Annotated in this window: 6 protein-coding genes; 5 read left to right on the top strand and 1 reads right to left on the bottom strand. The window is 73.1% G+C overall.

The annotated features are described in order from the left end of the window. Positions 1-218 precede the first annotated feature (218 nt). Entirely contained in the window at positions 219-2252 is a 2034-nt protein-coding gene (locus ACIQ9P_RS12350; RefSeq protein ID WP_402353842.1) for a hypothetical protein, read from the bottom strand. An 894-nt stretch (positions 2253-3146) separates the two neighbouring features. On the opposite strand from ACIQ9P_RS12350, the gene ACIQ9P_RS12355 reads away from it, so the two are divergent. From ACIQ9P_RS12355 to ACIQ9P_RS12375, 5 genes are all read left to right on the top strand, one after another. Next, positions 3147-4646 carry an acyltransferase domain-containing protein gene (locus ACIQ9P_RS12355; protein ID WP_402353845.1) on the top strand — a complete coding sequence of 500 codons (1500 nt, stop codon included), beginning with the start codon at positions 3147-3149 and terminating at the stop codon, positions 4644-4646. Beyond that, entirely contained in the window at positions 4643-12610 is a 7968-nt protein-coding gene (locus ACIQ9P_RS12360) for a cytochrome P450 (RefSeq protein WP_402353848.1), read from the top strand. Before ACIQ9P_RS12355 ends, ACIQ9P_RS12360 begins: the two co-directional genes overlap by 4 nt. 7 nt (positions 12611-12617) lie before the next feature. Next, positions 12618-15224 (top strand): KR domain-containing protein, encoded by a 2607-nt coding sequence (locus ACIQ9P_RS12365; RefSeq protein ID WP_402353851.1) that lies wholly within the window; start codon positions 12618-12620, stop codon positions 15222-15224. Positions 15225-15306: 82 nt separating this feature from the next. Then, on the top strand, positions 15307-16740 hold the full coding sequence (locus ACIQ9P_RS12370; RefSeq protein ID WP_402353854.1) for a flavin-containing monooxygenase: 1434 nt from the start codon (positions 15307-15309) through the stop codon (positions 16738-16740). Further along, positions 16737-18899: an MMPL family transporter gene (locus ACIQ9P_RS12375; RefSeq protein WP_402353857.1), complete on the top strand. Its 2163-nt coding sequence runs from the start codon at positions 16737-16739 to the stop codon at positions 18897-18899. Before ACIQ9P_RS12370 ends, ACIQ9P_RS12375 begins: the two co-directional genes overlap by 4 nt. Positions 18900-18956 lie beyond the last annotated feature (57 nt).

Below are 18956 nucleotides of genomic sequence, written 5' to 3' on the forward strand. Positions count from 1 at the left end.
TGTCACCCGCTGTCACTGCGGGCCAACCGGGTGTTTCGCCTGTCAACCTTAGCGATGTGGACCGACGGTCGACGTGGCGCGAGATCGCTTTCGACTTCGCGCGAGCGAGGGGTGGGCGGACGGCCCGGCACCTGCCGGTTCGAGCGGTCCCGGTTCTTCGGTTCGGGGGTGGGAGGGCCCGGGCGGGGTGCCGGCCGGGCCCTCTCGGGGGTGTGGGGTCAGAGGAGAGGGGAGGGGACGGGGGCGGCGGCGCCGATGAGGAGGACGAGTTCGTGGCCGCCGGGGTTGGTGCGGAGGGGGACGGTGCGCCAGTTGTTGGCGAGCCAGACGTTGCCGGAGGGGTCGATCCGGAGGCCGGTGTTGCGGTCCAGGCCGTCGCTGGGGTAGCCGGTGTCGGGCGGGGAGATCGGCTGGCCGGTGCGGTGGCCGGGCGGGCAGGCGGTGAGGTCGGTGCCGCAGAGGCGGGCGACGCGGTGGCCGCCGAAGTTGGCGACCCAGACGGTGTCGTCGCCGTCGACGGCGATGCCCCAGGGGAGGAAGAGTCCGCCGTTGGTGAAGGGGGCGGGGTCGGGGGTGCCGTCGGAGTGGATCAGGGTGACCGAGGCGCCGGGGCGGGTGGCGGGGTCGTCGGTGGCGGAGGTGGCCGCGGCGGCGAGGTCGTCGGCGGTGCTGCCGGCGCAGGGGACGGGGAGGATACCGCTGTTGCCGACCCAGGCGTTGCCGCGGCTGTCGGTGGCGACGGCGAGCGGGCGGCGCAGGCCGCCGCCGGTCACGGTCCGGCGCGGGGTGCCGTCGGGGTCGAGGAGTTGGACGCTGTCGTTGCCGTTGCCGGTGACCCAGAGGCGGTCGGCGGGGTCGACGGCGGCGCCGAACGGCTTCCGCAGGCCGGGGAGGGGGATCTCGCGGGCGCGGGTGGCGTCGCCGTCCGGGATCCGGGTGACGCCGGTGCCGCCGCAGTTTGCGGTCCAGACGGTGCCGGTCCGGTCGGAGGCCATGCCCTGGGGCTGGGCGATACCGCCCTCCTGGAGGCCCTCGGGCGGGGAGAGCGGGGTGCCGTCGGCGGCGAAGCGGGACAGGCTGCGTTCGAGCGGGGTCGGGTCGATCGGGCAGCCGTCGCCCTGGAAGCCGAAGTTGCCGGCCCAGGCGGTGCCGGTGGTGTCGACGGTGATGCCGAAGCCGGCCCCGTAGAGGCCGCCGCCGCGGTAGGGCGCGCCGGGAGCGTCCTGGCCGGTGGGGGTGATCTTGAGGAGGGCGCGGCCGCCGCAGACCGGGACGGTGGGGTCGGCGTCGTAGCGGTAGTTGTTGGTGACCCAGGCGTTGCCGTCGGCGTCGAAGGCGATGTTGCCGGGGCCGTCGATCTCGTGGCCGTTGCCGTCGTAGCGCAGGGCGACGGTCCAGGCGGCCGGGGCGTCGGACAGGGCGGGGAGGTAGCTCGGGCTGGTCCGCGCGAGGTCGAACAGCTCGGCGGCGTTGTGGCCGGGGTCGTGGGCGATGTCGACGGCGGCGCGCAGGGTGTCCTGGGGCCGGTCGTGGCCGGGACGGCGGGCCAGGTCGAACAGCCGGTCGCAGGCGTCGCCGGTGACGCAGGCGGCGAGCAGGTTGGCGAGGGTGTTGAACTCGGCCATGGTCGAGGTGAGGTGGCCGTTGGGCGGGGTGGCGAGGGTGGCGGCGATGTCGCCGGTGCCGGTGTCGGCGAGGTTGTGCGCGATCGCGGCGGCGTTCTGCAGGCCGGGGTGGGTGCCGGAGACGCCGGCCGGGCCGGTGAAGCGGGACAGGGCGTAGGCGACGGCCACCGTGGTGCGCTCGTTCACGACGAGTTCCGGTGGAGCGGCGGCGCCGCCGAGCACGGCGGCGAGGGTGACCGGGCCGTGCGGGTCGTGCGGGCCGTTCAGGTCTGCTCCGTCGGTGGTGGTCCCGTCGGTGGTGGCGGCGGCGGTGCGCCCGGCTCCCGGCAGGTCGGCCAGGACGTAGAGGACGGCGCGGGGGTCGTCGGGGCGGCGGTAGTCGAGGGTGAAGCGTCCGTCCTCGGTGCTGCGGGCGCGGGCCAGGACCCGGGGCCGGGCGTGGCCGCCGTCGCCGGCCTGGTAGAGCGTCACCTCGGCGTCGCCGAGCGGGGTTCCGCCGCTGCGGACCACCCCGCACTGGGCGGTCGGTTCCGGGGCGCCGGGGGCGGTGGCCGTCGCGGGGAAGGGGCCGGCGGCGAGTTGGGCGAGGAGGGCGGTGGTCAGCAGGACGCCGTGGCGTCGGCGCATGGGGGCTCCGTCGGATCGGGGAAGGGGGTGTCCGCTTCCTGCCTGCCACATCGCGGGGCCGGCCGCGCGCGACCGGCCGGGGAACGCAGGGGAAATGCCCGGGACGGCGGTAGTGGGGGCCGACGGGACGCCGCGGGCGCGGACGGGGGCGTGGGAGGTGGGCGCACGAACCGGCGTGGGGGCGCACGGGTGGGGAGGCGTTGTGCGTCGATTCCCGGGGTGGTTCGGGGAGGTTGTCGGAAGGTTCGGGAACCGCTTGCGGAAGTACCGGCAGAAGCGTTTCTGTTTCGCACTGTTTCGTGGCGCACAACTTGACATGGCCTGGAGAAATGAAGGGTTGTGACGAAGTCGGCACAGTACTTCGTCGCAGGTCAGGAATGTTACCGACGGGTCGCGAAAGAAAGTACTTGACTTGTCGTCAGGCCCATTCCTAGGGTGAAACGAGTATGAGCCGGTGTGCTTCGGCACGCAGTGGTACGGGGGACGACGGACTTGAAATGTGGCAGTGGCTGACAATTGCGGAACCGAAGTCGGTCATTCCACTTGTTCGACTGGTGGGCAGCGGTAGGGGGCGGTGACGACCGCCTGACGTCGTGCGGTGTCGACGGATGTCAACGACGTTCTGTTGCAGGCCAGTTGCTCGGCTGTTTCGCGCGCTGTGGGAGTGCGCCGCCGGGCCGGACCTCCTGATGCATTTCCGGACAATGGCGTCCCTGATGCCCTGTCTGAAGGCATCGAATTCGGCTGTGATCGCGTTCTCGATTTAACCGAAGATTAACCGGAACCGCCTCTCCCGAGTGTGGGGGCGTGAATACGGTCTCATCGGTCAAGTAAATGCGGCGCGATCCGCCGGTGCAGCTGATCACGCAAATGAGTATGGGGGAAGTGTGCGTCATGCCTGAAACTTCGATTGCCGTCCTCTTTCCGGGCCAGGGTGCGTTCTACGGCCGTGCCCTCGCCGACCTGCGGGACGAGTTCCCCGAGGTCGGACCGGTCCTCGCCGAGATCGGTGACGCCGCCCGTCCGCTGCTCGGCGACCGCGCGGTGGACCAGTTGTTCGCGACGCGGACGCCGGACACCGAGCAGCTGCTCCGGGAGGCCCCGGAGGCGCTCCAGCTCGCCATCTACGCGGTCTCCACCGCCACCTACACCGTTCTGAAGTCCCGCGGTCTGCGCCCGAACGTTCTGATCGGCCACAGCCTCGGCGAGATCGCCGCGCTGGTCGCCGCGGGCGCGTTCACGCCCGCCGAGGGCGCCGAGATCGTCTGCCACCGGAGCATCGCGCTGCGCGAGGCCGGTCTGGGCGACGCCTACATGGCCGCCATCGGCACCGACGCCGACCGGGCGCAGCGCCTCGTCGACCTCGTCGGCGACCCGCTGACCGGCATCGCGGTCGAGAACCACGCGGGCCAGACCGTGCTGTCCGGCCGGGCCGAGACGCTGGACACGATCGGCCGGCTGGCCGCGGTGCTGAAGATCGACTTCGCCCGGCTCAAGTCGCCGTACGCCTTCCACAGCCCGCTGCTCGGGCCGGCGGCGGAGAAGTTCGCGGCCCGGATCGCGGACATCCGCCAGCGTCCGCTGGAGACCACCGTCCACTCGCCGATCATCGGCCGCGCCTACGAGGACGGCGACCGCCTGACCGAGCTGCTGGCCGGGCACTTCACCGCCCGGGTGCGCTTCGGCGACACCGTCCGCGAGCTGGCGGGCACCGGTGTGTCGGTGTTCGTCGAGAGCGGCGCGCTGGACGCGCTGAGCCGGATCACCGGCCGCATCGTCGAGTCGCCGGTCACCACCGTGCCGACCCTGCTGCCGGAGGCGGGGGGCGCCGCCGTGCTGCGGCAGGCGCTCGACCGGCTGGCCTCGGTGGGCGCGGTCGCGGCGGGCTCGGGCGGTTCCTCGGCGGACCAGCTGCGGGCGGCGCTGCTGTCCGACGTGCCGGCCGAGGACTTCGAGGCGTTCTGGAACGGCCGGGGCGTGGAGGTCCGGGCGTTCGCCCGCGAGGCGTACCTGACCTACCTGGGCGCGAAGGAGGAGGAGCCGAGCGTCGGCGCGGCGAACGGGAGCGCGAACGGGAGCGTCAACGGCAGCCTGAACGGGAGCGCGAACGGGAGCGTCGCGGCCGTCCCGGCGGCGGCCGTGGACCGGGACACCCTGGTCCGCCAGCTCGCCGACATCTACGCCGAGGCGCTGGAGTACCCGGCCGAGGTCTTCGAGGAGGCCACCGACCTGGAGGCCGAGCTGGGCGTCGACTCGGTGAAGCAGACGGAGCTGCTGGTGCGCGTCGGCAACCGCTACGAGCTGCCGCCCCGGCCGTCCGACGTGCGTCCGGCCGCCTACAACACCCTCGGCAAGATCGCTGACCTGATCATCGCCTCGGGCGGATCGGTGTGAGCGAGGTGTCCCAGGAACTGCAGGGAAAGATCGCCCTGGTCACCGGCGGGGCGCGCAACGTCGGCAAGGTCATCGCCAAGCGTCTCGCCGCCGACGGTGCCCTCGTCGTCATCAACCATCTGCACTCGCCCGGGCCCGCCCGGGAGACCGCCGAGGAGATCGAGCGGGCCGGCGGCCGGGCGCACGTGATCCGGGCCTCGGTCGCCGTCCGCGGCCAGGTCGACCGGATGTTCGACGAGATCGAGGAGCGCTTCGGCGGCCTCGACATCCTGGTCAACAACGCGGCCAACGGCGCCCTGGTGCCGGGCGGCGAGGTCACCGACCAGCTGATCGACCGGGCCCTCAACACCAACCTCAAGGGCGGCCTCGCGTGCGCCCAGCGCGCCGCCGCGCTGATGGCGCGGCGGGGCGGGGGCAGCATCGTCAACCTCTCCACGCTGGGCGGCGGCCAGTTCGTCATGGCCAACTACCTGGCCTGCGGACCGGCCAAGGCCGCGGTGGAGGCGATGACCCGCTACCTGGCCGTCGACTACGCCCGGGACGGGATCAGGGTCAACACGGCCGCCGCCGGCATGCTGTACAGCGAGGTCGTGGACCTGTTCCCGGACGCCGAGCGGATGCAGCGGGCGACGATCGAGGCCACCCCGATGGGGCGGCTCGGCCACCCGGAGGAGCTGGCCGAGGTGGTGGCCTTCCTGGCCTCGCCCAGGTCGAGCTGGATCACCGGCCAGGTGATCCTGGCGGACGGCGGCCTGTCCACCGGGCAGGCGCTGCTCTCGCCGCCGCGCGCGCTGGTGGAGCCGGTGCCGCCGACGATCCCGGTCGGGGCGTCGGAGGACGGGCGGGAGGACGGGCCGGAGGCCGCCCCGGTGGTGGCCCCGGCGGGCGCGCCGGTCGCCGCCGCCCCCGTCATCCCCGCTGTCACCGCTCCCGTCACCGCCGCCGTCACCGTTCCCGTCACCGCCGCCGTGCAGGCCGCGGTGACCCCGCGCCGGGAACCGGCCCCGCTCGCCCCGGCGGCCGCGAAGGCCGTCGAGGACGAGGCGCACGACGAGGCGTTCGACGAGGACGACGAGATCGCCATCGTCGGCATGGGCATCGTGGTGCCCGGCGCCAACGACCTCGACGAGTACTGGCACGAGCTCATGCACGGCGCCGACCGGTTCGTCGAGATCCCCGCCGACCGGTGGGACAACGACAAGTTCCACTCGGCCGACAAGCGCGACGAGGACAAGACCTACTCCAAGCGCTCGGCCTTCATCACCGACTTCGTGCCGCACCCGCAGCTGGCCCGCGAGCTGGCCGAGGCGGGCACCGACCCGAACGCGGTGGAGTCCACCACGCTCTGGCTGCGCCACTCGCTGCTCCAGGCGATGGAGGGCGTCCGGCACGACCCGGACGACCGCTGCTCCTTCCTGGTCGGCTACACCGCCGACGGCAGCCAGCATCTGGAGGAGGCGACCGTCCGGGCCGGTGTGCTCGGCCGGATCGCGCCCATCCTGGACGGGCTGGGCCTGTCCGGGGCGGACCGGGCCGCCGCGCTGGCCACCGTCGAGCGGCGGCTGGACGGGCACTACCCGCGCAGCGGCCCCGAGCCGCTGCACTTCTTCCCGCACCGGGTCGGGCTCAACGCGATGCGGGACGTGCTGCCGGACTCCGCCGAGCTGCTGCTCGTGGACACCGCCTGCTCCTCCTCGCTCTACGCGGTGGACCTGGGCCTCAAGGGCCTGCTGGAGGGCCGGCACGACATCGCGGTCTGCAGCGGCTCGTTCGCGGTGGGCCCGCGCGGGTCGATCCTGTTCGCCAAGCTCAACGGCCTGTCGGTGAGCGGCGAGGTCCGCTCGCTCGACAAGGACAGCGACGGCGTGCTGTTCTCCGACGGCGCCGCGACCGTGGTGCTCAAGCGGCTCAGCCGGGCGCGCCGGGACGGTGACCGGGTGCTGGCCACCCTGCGCGCCTTCGGCTCCTCCTCGGACGGCAAGGGCAAGGCGATCTACGCGCCGAGCGCGGCCGGCCAGAAGCTGGCGATCCGCCGCGCGCTGGACCGGCCGGGCATGGACGACGTGCGGCCGGACTGGATCGTCGCCCACGCCACCGGCACCCCGGCCGGCGACCTGGCGGAGTTCACCACCCTGCGCGAGACGCTGGGCGGTCACGAGCCCGGCCGCGCCCCGGTGGTCGTCACCTCCAACAAGTCGGTGATCGGGCACACCGGTTGGGCCGCCGGCGTGGCCTCGCTGATCGAGGTCGTGCTGGGCTTCCGGCACGACGTGATCCCGCCGCAGCACCGGTTCACCGAGACCCCGGCGGACTTCGCGATCGGCGCGTCCAACCTGGTCGTGCCGACCGAGGCCGTGCCCTGGCCGCGCGGCGCCCGCCGCCGGACGGCGGCCGTCTCCGGCTTCGGCTTCGGCGGCACCAACGCCCACCTGGTCGTGCAGGAGCCGCCCGCGGCGCCGAGGGCGGCCCCCGGGAGCCCGGTGCCGACGCGGACCCGGCAGGTCCCGCCGCAGCGGATCGCGATCGTGGCCCGGACGGCGCACGTGCCGGGCACCGAGACCGCCGACGAGCTGGCCTCCTGGCTCGGCCGGACCGGTCCGGAGGACGTCTCCTTCGGCGACACCTACCCGCTGCCGTCGTTCCAGCAGGTGCGGATGCCCCCCGGCATGATGCGGGGCATCGACCGCTGCCAGCTGATGATCCTCAAGTGCGCCCACCGGCTGCGCGACAGCCTGGGATCGTTCTGGGAGGACAACAGCGAGACGACCGGAGTGGTGCTCGGCCACCTCGGGGCGACCCGCAACGCGACGCTCTACGCGCTGCGCTGCTACCTGGACGATCTGACCATCGCGCTGAAGGCCGATGCCTCGCTGGCCTCGGCGCCGTGGCTGCCGGAGGCGCTGGAGCTGCTCCGGACCGAGGTGCGGCGGCTGGTCCCGCCGTCCAACGAGGACTCCTTCCCCGGCATGATGCCGAACGTGATCCCGGCCCGGGTCGCCAACTATTTCGACCTCAAGGGCCTCAACATGACGGTCGACACGGGGTTCACCTCGACCCTGAGCGCGATCGACGTCGCCATCCGCTACCTGCGGCAGGGCGAGCTGACGATGGCGCTGGTCGGCGGCATCAACGGCAACAGCACCGACGAGGTGCGCCAACTGCTGGACGAGGCCCTCGACGGCCGCAGCGTCCTGGCCGAGGGCGCCTTCCTGTTCGCCCTGGTGACGGAGGAGACCGCCGCCGCGGCCGGGCTGGAGGTGCTCGGCTACCTGGACACCCCGCTCGCCGAGACGGAGCCCGCCGACGGGGCGGCCGCCGCGCCGGTGCCGACCGTCGAGTGCGGCGCGGTGCGCCCCGGCCGGGAAGCCTGCTACCTGGGCGCCGAGGGTGCGATCGGCATCCTCCAGGTGCTGGCCGAGGAGCCGGCCGGGCGTGACGCGCTGGTGGTCTGCCGCGGTGAGAACGGCGCGCCCGACCTCAGCGTCCGGGTCTCGGCCCCGCTGTCGGCGGCCGGGCCGGCCCCCGAGGCCGACCTCCACGTGCCGTCCGCCTTCTACGACGAGCGGCAGTACGACGACCGGCACCCGCTGGTGGTGAGCCGGCACGTGCCCGGGCTGACCGCGACGCCCGGCGAGCCGGTGCGCGCCGAGCTGCCGTTCTGGCCCGCGGAGCCCACCGTCGTCCTGACCGACCGGCCGGAGACGGTGACGGCGGCCGGGGCACCGGCCGGCACCCTGGTGCTGTCCACCGTGCCCGGTGGCCCCGGGGTCCGGCACGTGCCGGACGCCGAGGCGCTGGCGGGTCTGCTGGACGAGGCGGACCCGCGGCGGCTGATCCGGCACATCCGGGTGATCACCGACCTGTCCGGCGCGGACACCGCCGGTCCGGGGGAGGCGGAGGCGCTGAGCGCCCTGCACGAGCTGGTCTTCCTGACGGTGCAGCAGCGGCACGAGGCGCTTGCCGACGAGGCCGGCGGCGCGAGCTGCGTCGGGCTGTTCCTCGGGGCGATGACCGACCGGACCCCGCACCCGTTCACCGGCATGTTCACGGGCCTGTTCAAGGTGATCCACCTGGAGTACGCGCCGCACTGCCTGACCTACGCGCTGATCACCGGGACGCGGGAGGCCGCCACCGGGGCCGCGCAGGCGGAGCGGGAGTCGGCGTTCCGGCGCGGCGTCCCCTCGGCCTTCCTCGACGGCGGGCGGCGGCTGACCGTCACCCTCGCCGAGGAGCCCGGCGAGCTGGTGCCGCCGGGGGAGGCGACGCTCGGTCCGGACAGTGTCGTGGTCGCGGTCGGCGGCGGGCGGGGCATCACCGCCGAGCTGCTGGCCGAGGTGGCCCGGCACTTCCGGCCCCGGGTCTACGTGCTCGGCAGCAACCCGGTGGACTCCCACCCGGCCGAGTACCTGGAGCTGGACGACGAGGCGTTCGCCAAGGGCCGCGCCGACTACATCCGCCAGCAGCTGGCGCTGAGGACCGGCCGCAACCCCGCGCAGCTCAACCGCGCGTACGAGCGGATCGGCCAGGCGCGGGTGATCCGCGCCAACCTGCGCCGGATCGCCGAGCACAGCGGCGCGGGCGCGGTGCACTACGTGCCCTGCGACGTGACCGACCGCGCGCAGGTGACGGCCGCGATGGACCGGATCCACGCCGAGGCCGGGCGGATCGACCTGCTGGTCAACGCGGCGGGGCTGAACCGTTCGGCGCCGATCGCGACCAAGAGCCTGGCGGAGTTCCGGCAGGTCCGCGACCTGAAGGTGCTGGGCTACTTCAACCTCAAGCACGCCCTGCGGGGCCGGCCGCCGCGCGCCTGGTGCAACTTCGGTTCGCTGCTGGGCATGACCGGCCAGGTCGGCGAGGCCGACTACGCCTCGGGCAACGACTTCCTCGGCGCCGCCGCGACCTACCACCAGCAGGTGCTGGGCACCCACGAGTTCACGGTGGGCTGGACCCTGTGGGGCGAGGTCGGCCTGGGTGCCAACGAGTTGACCAAGGCGTACTTCGAGAAGAGCGGTCTCTACTCCGCGATGAGCACCGCGGAGGGCGTGCACCACTTCGTCCGCGAGCTCAACCTCGCCAAGCCGTCGCCGTACACCGTGCACCTCGGTGACGCGGAGCGGCGGGCGGTGGACCGGCTGCTGCCCGGCTTCCTCGACCCGGGGGCGCCGCGCGGCGGTACGGACCCGGCGACGCCGTCGGAGCAGCTGGAGCCACTGCGCCCGGAGCGGCCGGCCGCGGCGGCGGCGGGCGAGCCGGCGGGAACGCCGGAGTCCGAGGAGCTGCCGTTCTACCTCGGTGAGGTGGTCGAGCGCGGCGCGGACACGGTCACCTTCGAGCGGGTCTTCGACCTGGAACGGGACGACTACCTGCGCCACCACCGGGTCGGCGACGCGCCCACCCTGCCGGGCACGTTCGTCACCGAGATCGCCTTCGAGGCGGCCTCGTGGCTGGTGCCGGACCTCAAGGTGTTCGCCTTCGAGGACCTGCGCTTCCACCACTTCCTCAAGGTCCGCGAGTCGGACCGGGCCGGGCTGCGGAAGCGGATCCGGGCCGAGCTGGTGGAGCGCCGGCCCGACCTCGGGCAGGCCGTGGTGGCGGTGCGGATCACCCACGACGTGGTGGCGCCCAACGGCACCGTGCTGGTCAAGGACCGGCTGCACTTCGAGGTGCGGGTGCTGCTGGCGGGCGACCTGCCGGACGCGCCGCACTGGAAGTCCTGGCACCCGGCCGCGGAGACGCCGGTGCCCGACCCGTACCACAGCCCGGGTTCCCCGGTGCTGCTGACCGACCTGTTCGTGTCGACCACCGACACCCGGTTGCACCCGGACGGCAAGCGCGCCACCTACAACCTCGAACTGCCGACGGACCACCGGGTCTTCGGGAGCTTCGGGATCCCGGTGGTGCTGCTCGACGGGCTGGCCAGGACCGGGGTGCTGGCCCTGGTCGACGGTGACCTGATCCCGCTCGCGGCCCCGCTGGGCATCGGCCGGATCGACGTCTACGAGCACGGCGGCGACAGCCATGTCGCGGCCCGGTACGGGCGGGTGGACCTGTACGCGGTGCTGCCCGGGGCGGAGGCCGACGGGCGGAACGCGGGCAGCGGCAACCGTTTCGTGGCCGTCCGTCCGGACGGGCGGATCCTGATCCAGATGAAGGACCTGGACTGGACGCTGATGGGCTACCTCGACCGGAACACCGGGAGGTTCCTGACCCCCGAGGAGATGGCCGAGGCGGCCGCCGCCCGGGCCGTCGATCCCGGAGCGGTCGATGCCGGAGCGGTCGATCCCGGGGAGCCGGAGGCCGAGGCGGTCGATGCCGGAGCGGTCGATCCCGGAGAGGGCCCCGGAGCGGCCGCCGAGGCCGCCGAGGCCGGCGAGGTGGTGACGGCGATGGGAAAAGCTGAGGCCGGCGCGGCTGGTGGGCCGACGCCGGCGGCCACGGACCCCCAGAACGCCACGAAGTACGCCACGAGCAGGAAGGCGGGCACCGACGTGACCGCGAGCAAGGACACCGGCGGGGAGCCGGCCCCGGAGCCGGGAACGGCGGTGGCCACGGTCGTCGCCGCGCCCGAGCGCCGACCGGCGCGCCGCCCCGCGCCCGCCGTCGCGCGGCTCGCCCGCCCCGCCCCGGGGCCGCGCGGACTGCGGACCGTCCCCGGCAACCTGCGCAAGTTCCAGCGCAACGCGCCCGCCCTGTTCACCGAACTGAGCCGGGCCTACGGCGACATGGTCCGGCTGCCGCTGGGCTACTTCACCGTCCACCTCAACTACCACCCGGACAACATCAAGTACGTCCTCCAGGACAACAACCAGAACTACATCCGGGGCAAGGGCTACGACGCTTTCAAGATCTTCATGGGGATGGGCCTGCTCACCCTCGACGGGGACGAGTGGAAGCAGCACCGCCGGGTGGTGAACCCGCTGTTCCACAAGACCGCCATCGACAACATGGCGACCACCATGACCGACTCCACGGCCCTGGTGCTCGACCGGTGGGAGCACGCGGGGTCGGACCGGGCCGGCATCGACGTGGTGCCGGAGATGATGGACCTCACCCTGGGGGCCCTCGGCAAGGTCATGTTCGACACCGACCTCCACCCGCTCAGCGACCGGGTGGGGCCGGCGATGGTCACCTCCATCGAGGCCATGGTCTTCCGCGGCACCCTCAACCAGCTGACCCCCGAGTTCGTCCCGATCCCGTACAACCGGCGCATCCGCCAGGCGCGCAAGGTGATGTACGACGTGGTCGACGGCATCGTCGACGCGCACCGGGAGGGCCGGCACGAGGGGCTGACCGACCTGGTCAGCCTGCTCCTCCAGGCCCGGGACGAGAGCGGCGGCGAGTGGACCCGGCAGCAGGTCCGGGACGAGATCATGACGGTCTTCATGGCCGGCCACGAGACCACCGGCACCGGCCTGGCCTGGGCGCTCTACGAGCTGGCCAAGGACCCGGAGGCGCAGGAACGGCTGCACGAGGAGGTCGAGCAGGTGCTCGGCGGGCGCACGCCCACCATCGAGGACCTGCCGAAGCTCCCGTACGCCCGGATGGTCACCGACGAGACGCTGCGGCTGCACCCGCCGATCTGGGTGTACCCGCGCGACGCCGTGGCGGAGGACGACGTCAACGGCTGGCACGTCCCGGCCGGCGGCAGCGTCTTCATGGTCCCGTACGTCACCCACCGGCACCCGGACTACTGGGTCGACCCGGAGCGCTTCGACCCGGAGCGCTTCACCGAGCAGAACCGCGCCCAGCAGCCCCGGTACGCCTACTTCCCGTTCGGCGGGGGCCAGCGCAAGTGCATCGGCAACCAGATGGCGCTGGTGCAGACCCACCTGACGCTGGCCATGGTGGCCCAGCGCTTCCGGCTGCGGCTGGTCCCGGACCACCCGCTGACGCTGGGCACGCTGGTGTCCTTCCGCCCGGTGGACGGCATCCGCCTCGTCGTGGAGCCCAGGGAGCGATGACCCGCCGATGACACTCAAGGAACCGATCACCCTCGCGGAGGCCCTGGCCCCGCCGGTGGTGGACTACCCGCAGGACGGATCGGTGCGCCCCGTGCGGCGCCACGTGTGGGAGCCGGTGGAGACCGCCGCGCTCCCGCCGGGCGCCGCCCCCGGGCTGCGCGGTCGCTCGATCGCGGTGGTCGGTGGCCGGGAGGCCACCGCCGCCGCGGTCGCCGCGGCACTCACCGCGGCCGGGGCCCGGGCGCACCGGCTCGCCCCGCCCGCCGAGGGACAGCGCGGCGGCTTCGCCGAGGCCGCGGCGGCGCTGTTCGCCGGGGCCGGGCGGATCGACGGGATCGTCGACCTCAACCTGGAGGAGCCGTTCGACCGCAGCGGCCCGGACGGCTGGGAGGCACCGTTCCGGCAGACGGTCGCGATGCTCCAGGCGTGCTTCACGGACTGGATCACCGAGACCGACGCGGTGCGGCTGTTCTACCTGCCGGTCACCTGGCTGGGCGGCCGAATGGGCTTCGGCGCGGACCGGGTCGAGCAGCCGCTCGGCGGCCTGTGGGCGGGGCTCGCCAAGGGCCTGCCCCGCGAGGTCCCGAACTGCAACATCAGGATCCTCGACCTCACCGCCGAGCACTCGGCGGAGGAGATCGGCGAGCTGGTGAGCCGGGAGCTGTACCGCTGGGGCGCGTTCGAGATCGGCCACCACGGCGGCCGCCGGTACAGCCTGCGGGCCCGCCACGCCCAGCCCGCCCCGCCGGTCCGCGCGCTGCGGCCCGGCGACACGGTGGTGATGTCCGGCGGTGGGCGCGGCATCGGCTACGCCCTGGCCCGTTCGCTCGCCGAGGAGTTCGGCGCGCGGGTGGTGGTCAGCGGCCGCGGCGCGGTGCCCGACGCGGGCGCCGTCCCGGCGCTGGCCTTCGACGAGCGGGAGTTCCGGCGGTACCGGGACGAGCGGCTGCGGGAGGCCGTGGCCGCGCGCCGGGTGCCGCAGGTCCGCGGCGAGCTGGAGAAGCTGGCCCAGGACCGCGAGTTGTGGGCCAACCTGGTCCGGGCCCGCGAGGACGGTCTGCGGATCGACTACGTGCAGTGCGACATCACCGACCCCGAGCAGGTCGCCCGGCTGGTCGACGAGGCCGGCGACCGGCTGGCCGGCGTCGTCCACAACGCGGGCGTGGACGTGCCGGTGCGGCTGCCGGGCAAGACCGAGCAGATCGTCTCGCTGGTCGTCCGGGTCAAGGTCGGGGGCTTCCTCAACCTGCTGCGGGCGGTGGCGGACCGGCCGCCGCTGGCGTTCTTCTGCAGCGTCGGCTCACTGACCGGCCGCTGGGGCGGCATGGTCGGCCAGCTCGACTACGGGGCCGCCAACGAGGCGCTGAGTCGGCTCGGGCTGTGGGCCTCGCAGGACGGCGAGCAGTCGGGCCGGGTCCGGCGGACGCCGGTGTCCACGGTCTGCTGGCCGACCTGGGAACGCCTCGGGATGATCACCAACTACGAGGCCACGCTGCGCTACATGTCGGCGGTGGACGTCCGTGAGGGCCTGTACCACTGGAAGCGGGAGCTGTTCTCCGGCGGCAGCGGCGAGTCGACGTTCATCGGCGACGTCGGTCCGGCGATGCTGCCGTCCGTGCTGCGCGGCTACCAGCAGGACACCGGGCTGCCCGGGATCGAGCGGCTCGCCGCGAGCCGCTTCTACCTCGGCGATCCGCTGGACTTCCGCCCGTACGCGGCGCTGACCACGGAGCACCGGCTCTCCGCCGGGGAACTGCCGTGCTGCGACGACTTCCGGGTCGGCGGCGAGCCCGCGCTGCCGGTCTCGCTCTGCCTGGAGTACCTGCGGGCGGCCGGCGACTGGGTGCTGCCGGAGAACGGGGACCAGCTGCGTTTCGCCGAACTCCGGGACCTGGACGTGGAGCTGACGGAACTGCGGGTCGGCCCCGACCGGCGCACGGCGGTGCTGACCCGGCACGCCGAGGGCCGCTGGGCGGAGGACGGCGACTGGCGGGTCGCGGTCACCCTGGAACGGGAGGGGCGTCGGCTGGCCACCGCCGAACTGGTCTACCGGGCCGGTGAGGTGCCGCCGGAACTGGCGGTGCTGCCGCCGACCGGAGCGCTGGGCGCGGAGGACGTCGCGGCGCCCGCCCCGGACGGCGCGCTCGGCTGGAGCGGGCACGCCTTCCGCCTGGCCGCCTGGCAGCGGGACGCGGTGGGCGGTCGGCTGTACGGGCGCGCGGAGCCGGGGCGGACGGCGGATCTGCTGCTGGCCTCGCCGGCGCCGGGCTCGTCCCTGCCACTGCACCAGGTCGAGAACCTGCTGCGGGCCGCGTGGTTCGCGCAGGCCGGTACGGGGGCCGTGGGGGCGGGCGCTGGTGCCCGAGCCGACGCGGGCGCTGGTGCCGGAGCCGACGTGGGCGCTGGTGCCGGAGCCGACGTGGGCGCGGGCGGTGCGGCCCGGCAGGTGCGGCGGCTCACGGTGGAGCGGCTGTCCGTCACCCCGTCGGCCGGGGACGGCACCGTCCTGCTGGTCGGCACCCTGGACGGCCGGGACTGGACCGGCTACCACCCGGTCGAGCTCTTCGAGCCCTGCCCGGTGGTGCTCCGGGTGACCGGCCTGCGCCACCACTGACACCGGCCGCCCGAGCCGGGCGGCCGGCACCGACCGATTCACCGTGCCCGGGGGCACGGCACGACACCACCAGGGGGATCCGTTGACCACGATCGTTGACCGGTCGAACGCCTATTGCGTCGTGGGCGCCGGGGCAGGTGGTCTGTCCGCCGGCAAGAACCTGCGGGAGTTCGGCATCGAGTTCGACGTGATCGAGCGCGCCGACGACGTGGGCGGCAACTGGTACGGCGGCAACACCTACAGCGCCGCCTACGACTCGGTGCACCTGATCACGTCCAAGCCCTACATCCAGTACGACGACTTCCCCATTCCGGCGCACTTCCCGACCTACCTCGGCCGTGAGCACGCGCACGCCTATCTGCGCGCCTACGCCGAGCACTTCGGGGTGTACGAACACGTCGAGTTCAGCCGCACGGTGGAGTCGATCGAGCGCCGGGACGGCTCGCCGGACTGGTTCGTCACCCTCGACGGCGGCGAAGTCCGCCGCTACGCCGGGGTGGTGGTCGCCAACGGTCACAACTGGAGCCCGCGCTACCCGGAGTACCCGGGCACGTTCGACGGGGAGATCCTGCACTCCTGCGAGTACCGCGACCCGGAGCCACTGCGCGGCAAGCGGGTGCTGGTGGTAGGTGGCGGCACCTCCGGCTGCGACATCGCGGTGGAGTCCTCCCAGAACGCCGCCTCGACCTCGCTGAGCATCCGCCGGGGCTGCTACTACTGGCCGAAGTACCTGTTCGGGATGCCCACCGACGTGCTCTACGAGAACGTCCTGAAATGGCGCATGCCCCGGCCGGTGGTGCGCTTCTTCGGTAGTCTTTTCCTGCGTCTCAACAGTGCCGGGCGGCCGGAGCAGTACGGGCTTCCCAAGCCGACGCACAAGTTGCTGGAGGAGCATTTCGTCATCAATTCGACGCTCCTCTACCACTTGGGACACGGTGATATCGGGGCGAAGCCGGACATCGCCGAACTCCGGGGGGACCGGGTGAAGTTCAGCGACGGGACCGAGGAGGCGTACGACGTGATCGTCTACGCCACCGGATACCGGATGACCGAGTTCCCGTTCATCGACCGCAAGTACCTGAACTGGAACGGGCGCACTCCGCAATTGCACCTCAGCGCGTTCCACCCTGAGTACGACAACCTTTTTGTCATCGGATACTTCCAGACGTCCACCGGCAACTGGCCGATCATGGATTACCAGTCCCAGCTCATGGCCCGCTACCTCCACCTGCTGCGCACCGATCCGCGGCGGGCGTCCTGGTTCAAGCAGGCCAAGGCCACGCCGATGGCGGCGGCCGAGCTGAACGGCGGCATCCAGTACTACGACTCCGAGCGGCACTGGCTCCAGGTCGAGCACTTCTCCTACCGGGCCCTGCTGCGCAAGCTGGTCCGCCGGATGAACGCCGACCCGCCGCCCGCCGCGCGCAACCGGGGCACCACGGCCGGAGCGGGCGGCACCGGCCCCGCGGAGCAGGCCAACGCGCCGGCGGCGACCCGGCTGAGGAGCCACGCATGATGGACCTGATCGCACGGCTGGCGAACCGGCACGGCCGGGTGATGGTGCTGTGCGCCGTGGTGGTGGCCGCGCTGGCCGCCGTCCTCGGCGCGCCCGTCGTCACATCGCTGACCGGCGGCAACCCGGACTTCGTCACCCCGGGGTCGGGCAGCGTCCGGGCGGACGACCGGATCGGCGCGGCCACCGGCATCCAGAGCGACGGCGGCATCATCGCCCTCGTCGACACCGGCGCCCCGGTGGACGACCCCCGCACCCGGGACGAGGTCGAGAAGGTCGCCGGGCTGATGGCCGGGGACCCGACCTTCGCCGACGTCCTGACCTACTACCGGACCCAGGACAAGAACCTGGTCTCCGAGGACGGGCAGCGGACGATCGTGGTCGGCCGGCTCAAGGACAACGCCGAGGACCACTACCAGGACGCCGTCGACCGGCTCTCCGACCGGCTCGACGGCGACGCCGCGGTCAGGCTCGGCGGCAGCGAGGTGGTCGGCAACCAGGTGGTCAGCACCGTCCAGCACGACCTGGAGCGGGCCGAACTCCTGGCCTTCCCGGTGCTGTTCCTGCTCTCGCTGTGGATCTTCCGCAGTCTGGTGGCCTCCGCGCTGCCGCTGGTCATCGGTGGTCTCAACGTCGTGCTGACCCTGCTGGGGCTGCGGGTGGTCGACCAGTTCACCCCGATGTCGATCTTCTCGCTCAACCTGGTCACCGCGCTCGGCCTCGGCCTCGCCATCGACTACAGCCTGCTGATCGTCTCCCGCTTCCGCAGCGAGATGACGGTCGACCCCGACCTCGACCGGGCGATCCGGGTCACCCTGCACACCGCCGGCCGCACCATTCTGTTCAGCTCGCTCACCGTGAGCGCCGCGATGGCCTCGCTGTTCGTCTTCCGTCAGCGCTTCCTCTACTCGATGGCGGTCGGCGGCCTGCTGGTCTCCGCCTCGGCGCTGCTGGTCGCGCTGCTGGTGCTGCCCGCGATGCTGCGACTGCTCGGCCGGCACATCGACTTCCTCGCCCCGGCCCGGTTCCGCCGCTCGCTGGAGGCGCCGGAGAACACCGACGGCGGCTGGTTCGCGCTGGCCCGGGGCGTGATGCGGCGGGCTCCGCTGGTCGCGATCGGCGCCGGCGCGTTGCTGGTGCTGCTCGGACTGCCCTTCCTGAAGGTCGCCTTCACGACTGTCGGCCCGTCCTCGCTGCCCACCAGCACGAGCAGCCGCTCGGTCGCCGACACCCTGCGCGCCGACTTCCCCGCCGACCCGCTGGAGTCCGTGCAGGTCGTGGTCGCGGCCGGCGGCGACACGGTGGGCGCGCAGCCCCGGATGGACGCGCTCCGGGACCGGATCGCGGCCCTGCCGGGTGCGGCCGCCGTCACCCCGGCGGTGGCGCTGAGCCCGGACACCTGGCTGTTGCAGGTCACCCCCCGGGAGCCCGGCCTCAGCGCGGAGAGCCAGACCCTGGTCAAGGACGTCCGGGCGCTCTCCGGCCCGGACGAGGTCCTGGTCGGCGGGCAGACCGCCACCTTCGTCGACCTGGAGGACAGCCTCACCGGCCGGCTCCCGGCCGCCGCGCTGATCGTCTTCCTCACCAGCATGCTGGTGCTGCTGCTGATGACCGGCTCGCTGGTGCTGCCGCTCAAGGCCGTGCTGATGAACCTGCTCACCCTCGCCGCGACCTTCGGCATCCTGGTCTTCGTCTTCCAATGGGGCCACGGGGCCGGACTGTTCGGCACCGAGGCGCAGAACGCGCTGGACGCCACCCAGCCGGTGCTGCTGTTCGCGATGGTCTTCGGGCTCTCCACCGACTACGGCGTGTTCCTGCTCGCCCGGATCAAGGAGGCCAGGGACGCCGGGGTCGGCGAGGCCGAGTCCGTCGCCCAGGGCCTGGGCCGCACCGGTCGGGTCGTCACCGCCGCGGCGGTGCTGTTCTGCGTCGCCCTGGGCGCGCTCGCCACCTCCGAGATCGTGTTCATCAAGGAACTGGGGCTCGGCACCGCGCTGGGCGTGCTGCTGGACGCCACCATCGTCCGGGCGCTGCTGGTGCCCTCGTTGATGCGTCTGCTCGGCCAGTGGAACTGGTGGGCTCCGGCCCCGCTCCGGTGGCTGTACGAACGATTCGGGCTCCGTGAGGGCGGCGCGCCGCCGCTGGCCGTCGAGAAGTCGTAAGGTTTTGACGCACCGTCACCACTATCGACCGGCCTTTCTACGACCAGAGGTGGAAAC

Source organism: Kitasatospora sp. NPDC094019 (genome assembly GCF_044764505.1).
Lineage (GTDB): Bacteria > Actinomycetota > Actinomycetes > Streptomycetales > Streptomycetaceae > Kitasatospora.

Coding starts and splice junctions, on each gene's coding strand:
- ACIQ9P_RS12350 (WP_402353842.1), bottom strand. CDS start 2,252: ATGCGCCGACGCCACGGCGTCCTGCTGACCACCGCCCTCCTCGCCCAA.
- ACIQ9P_RS12355 (WP_402353845.1), top strand. CDS start 3,147: ATGCCTGAAACTTCGATTGCCGTCCTCTTTCCGGGCCAGGGTGCGTTC.
- ACIQ9P_RS12365 (WP_402353851.1), top strand. CDS start 12,618: ATGACACTCAAGGAACCGATCACCCTCGCGGAGGCCCTGGCCCCGCCG.
- ACIQ9P_RS12375 (WP_402353857.1), top strand. CDS start 16,737: ATGATGGACCTGATCGCACGGCTGGCGAACCGGCACGGCCGGGTGATG.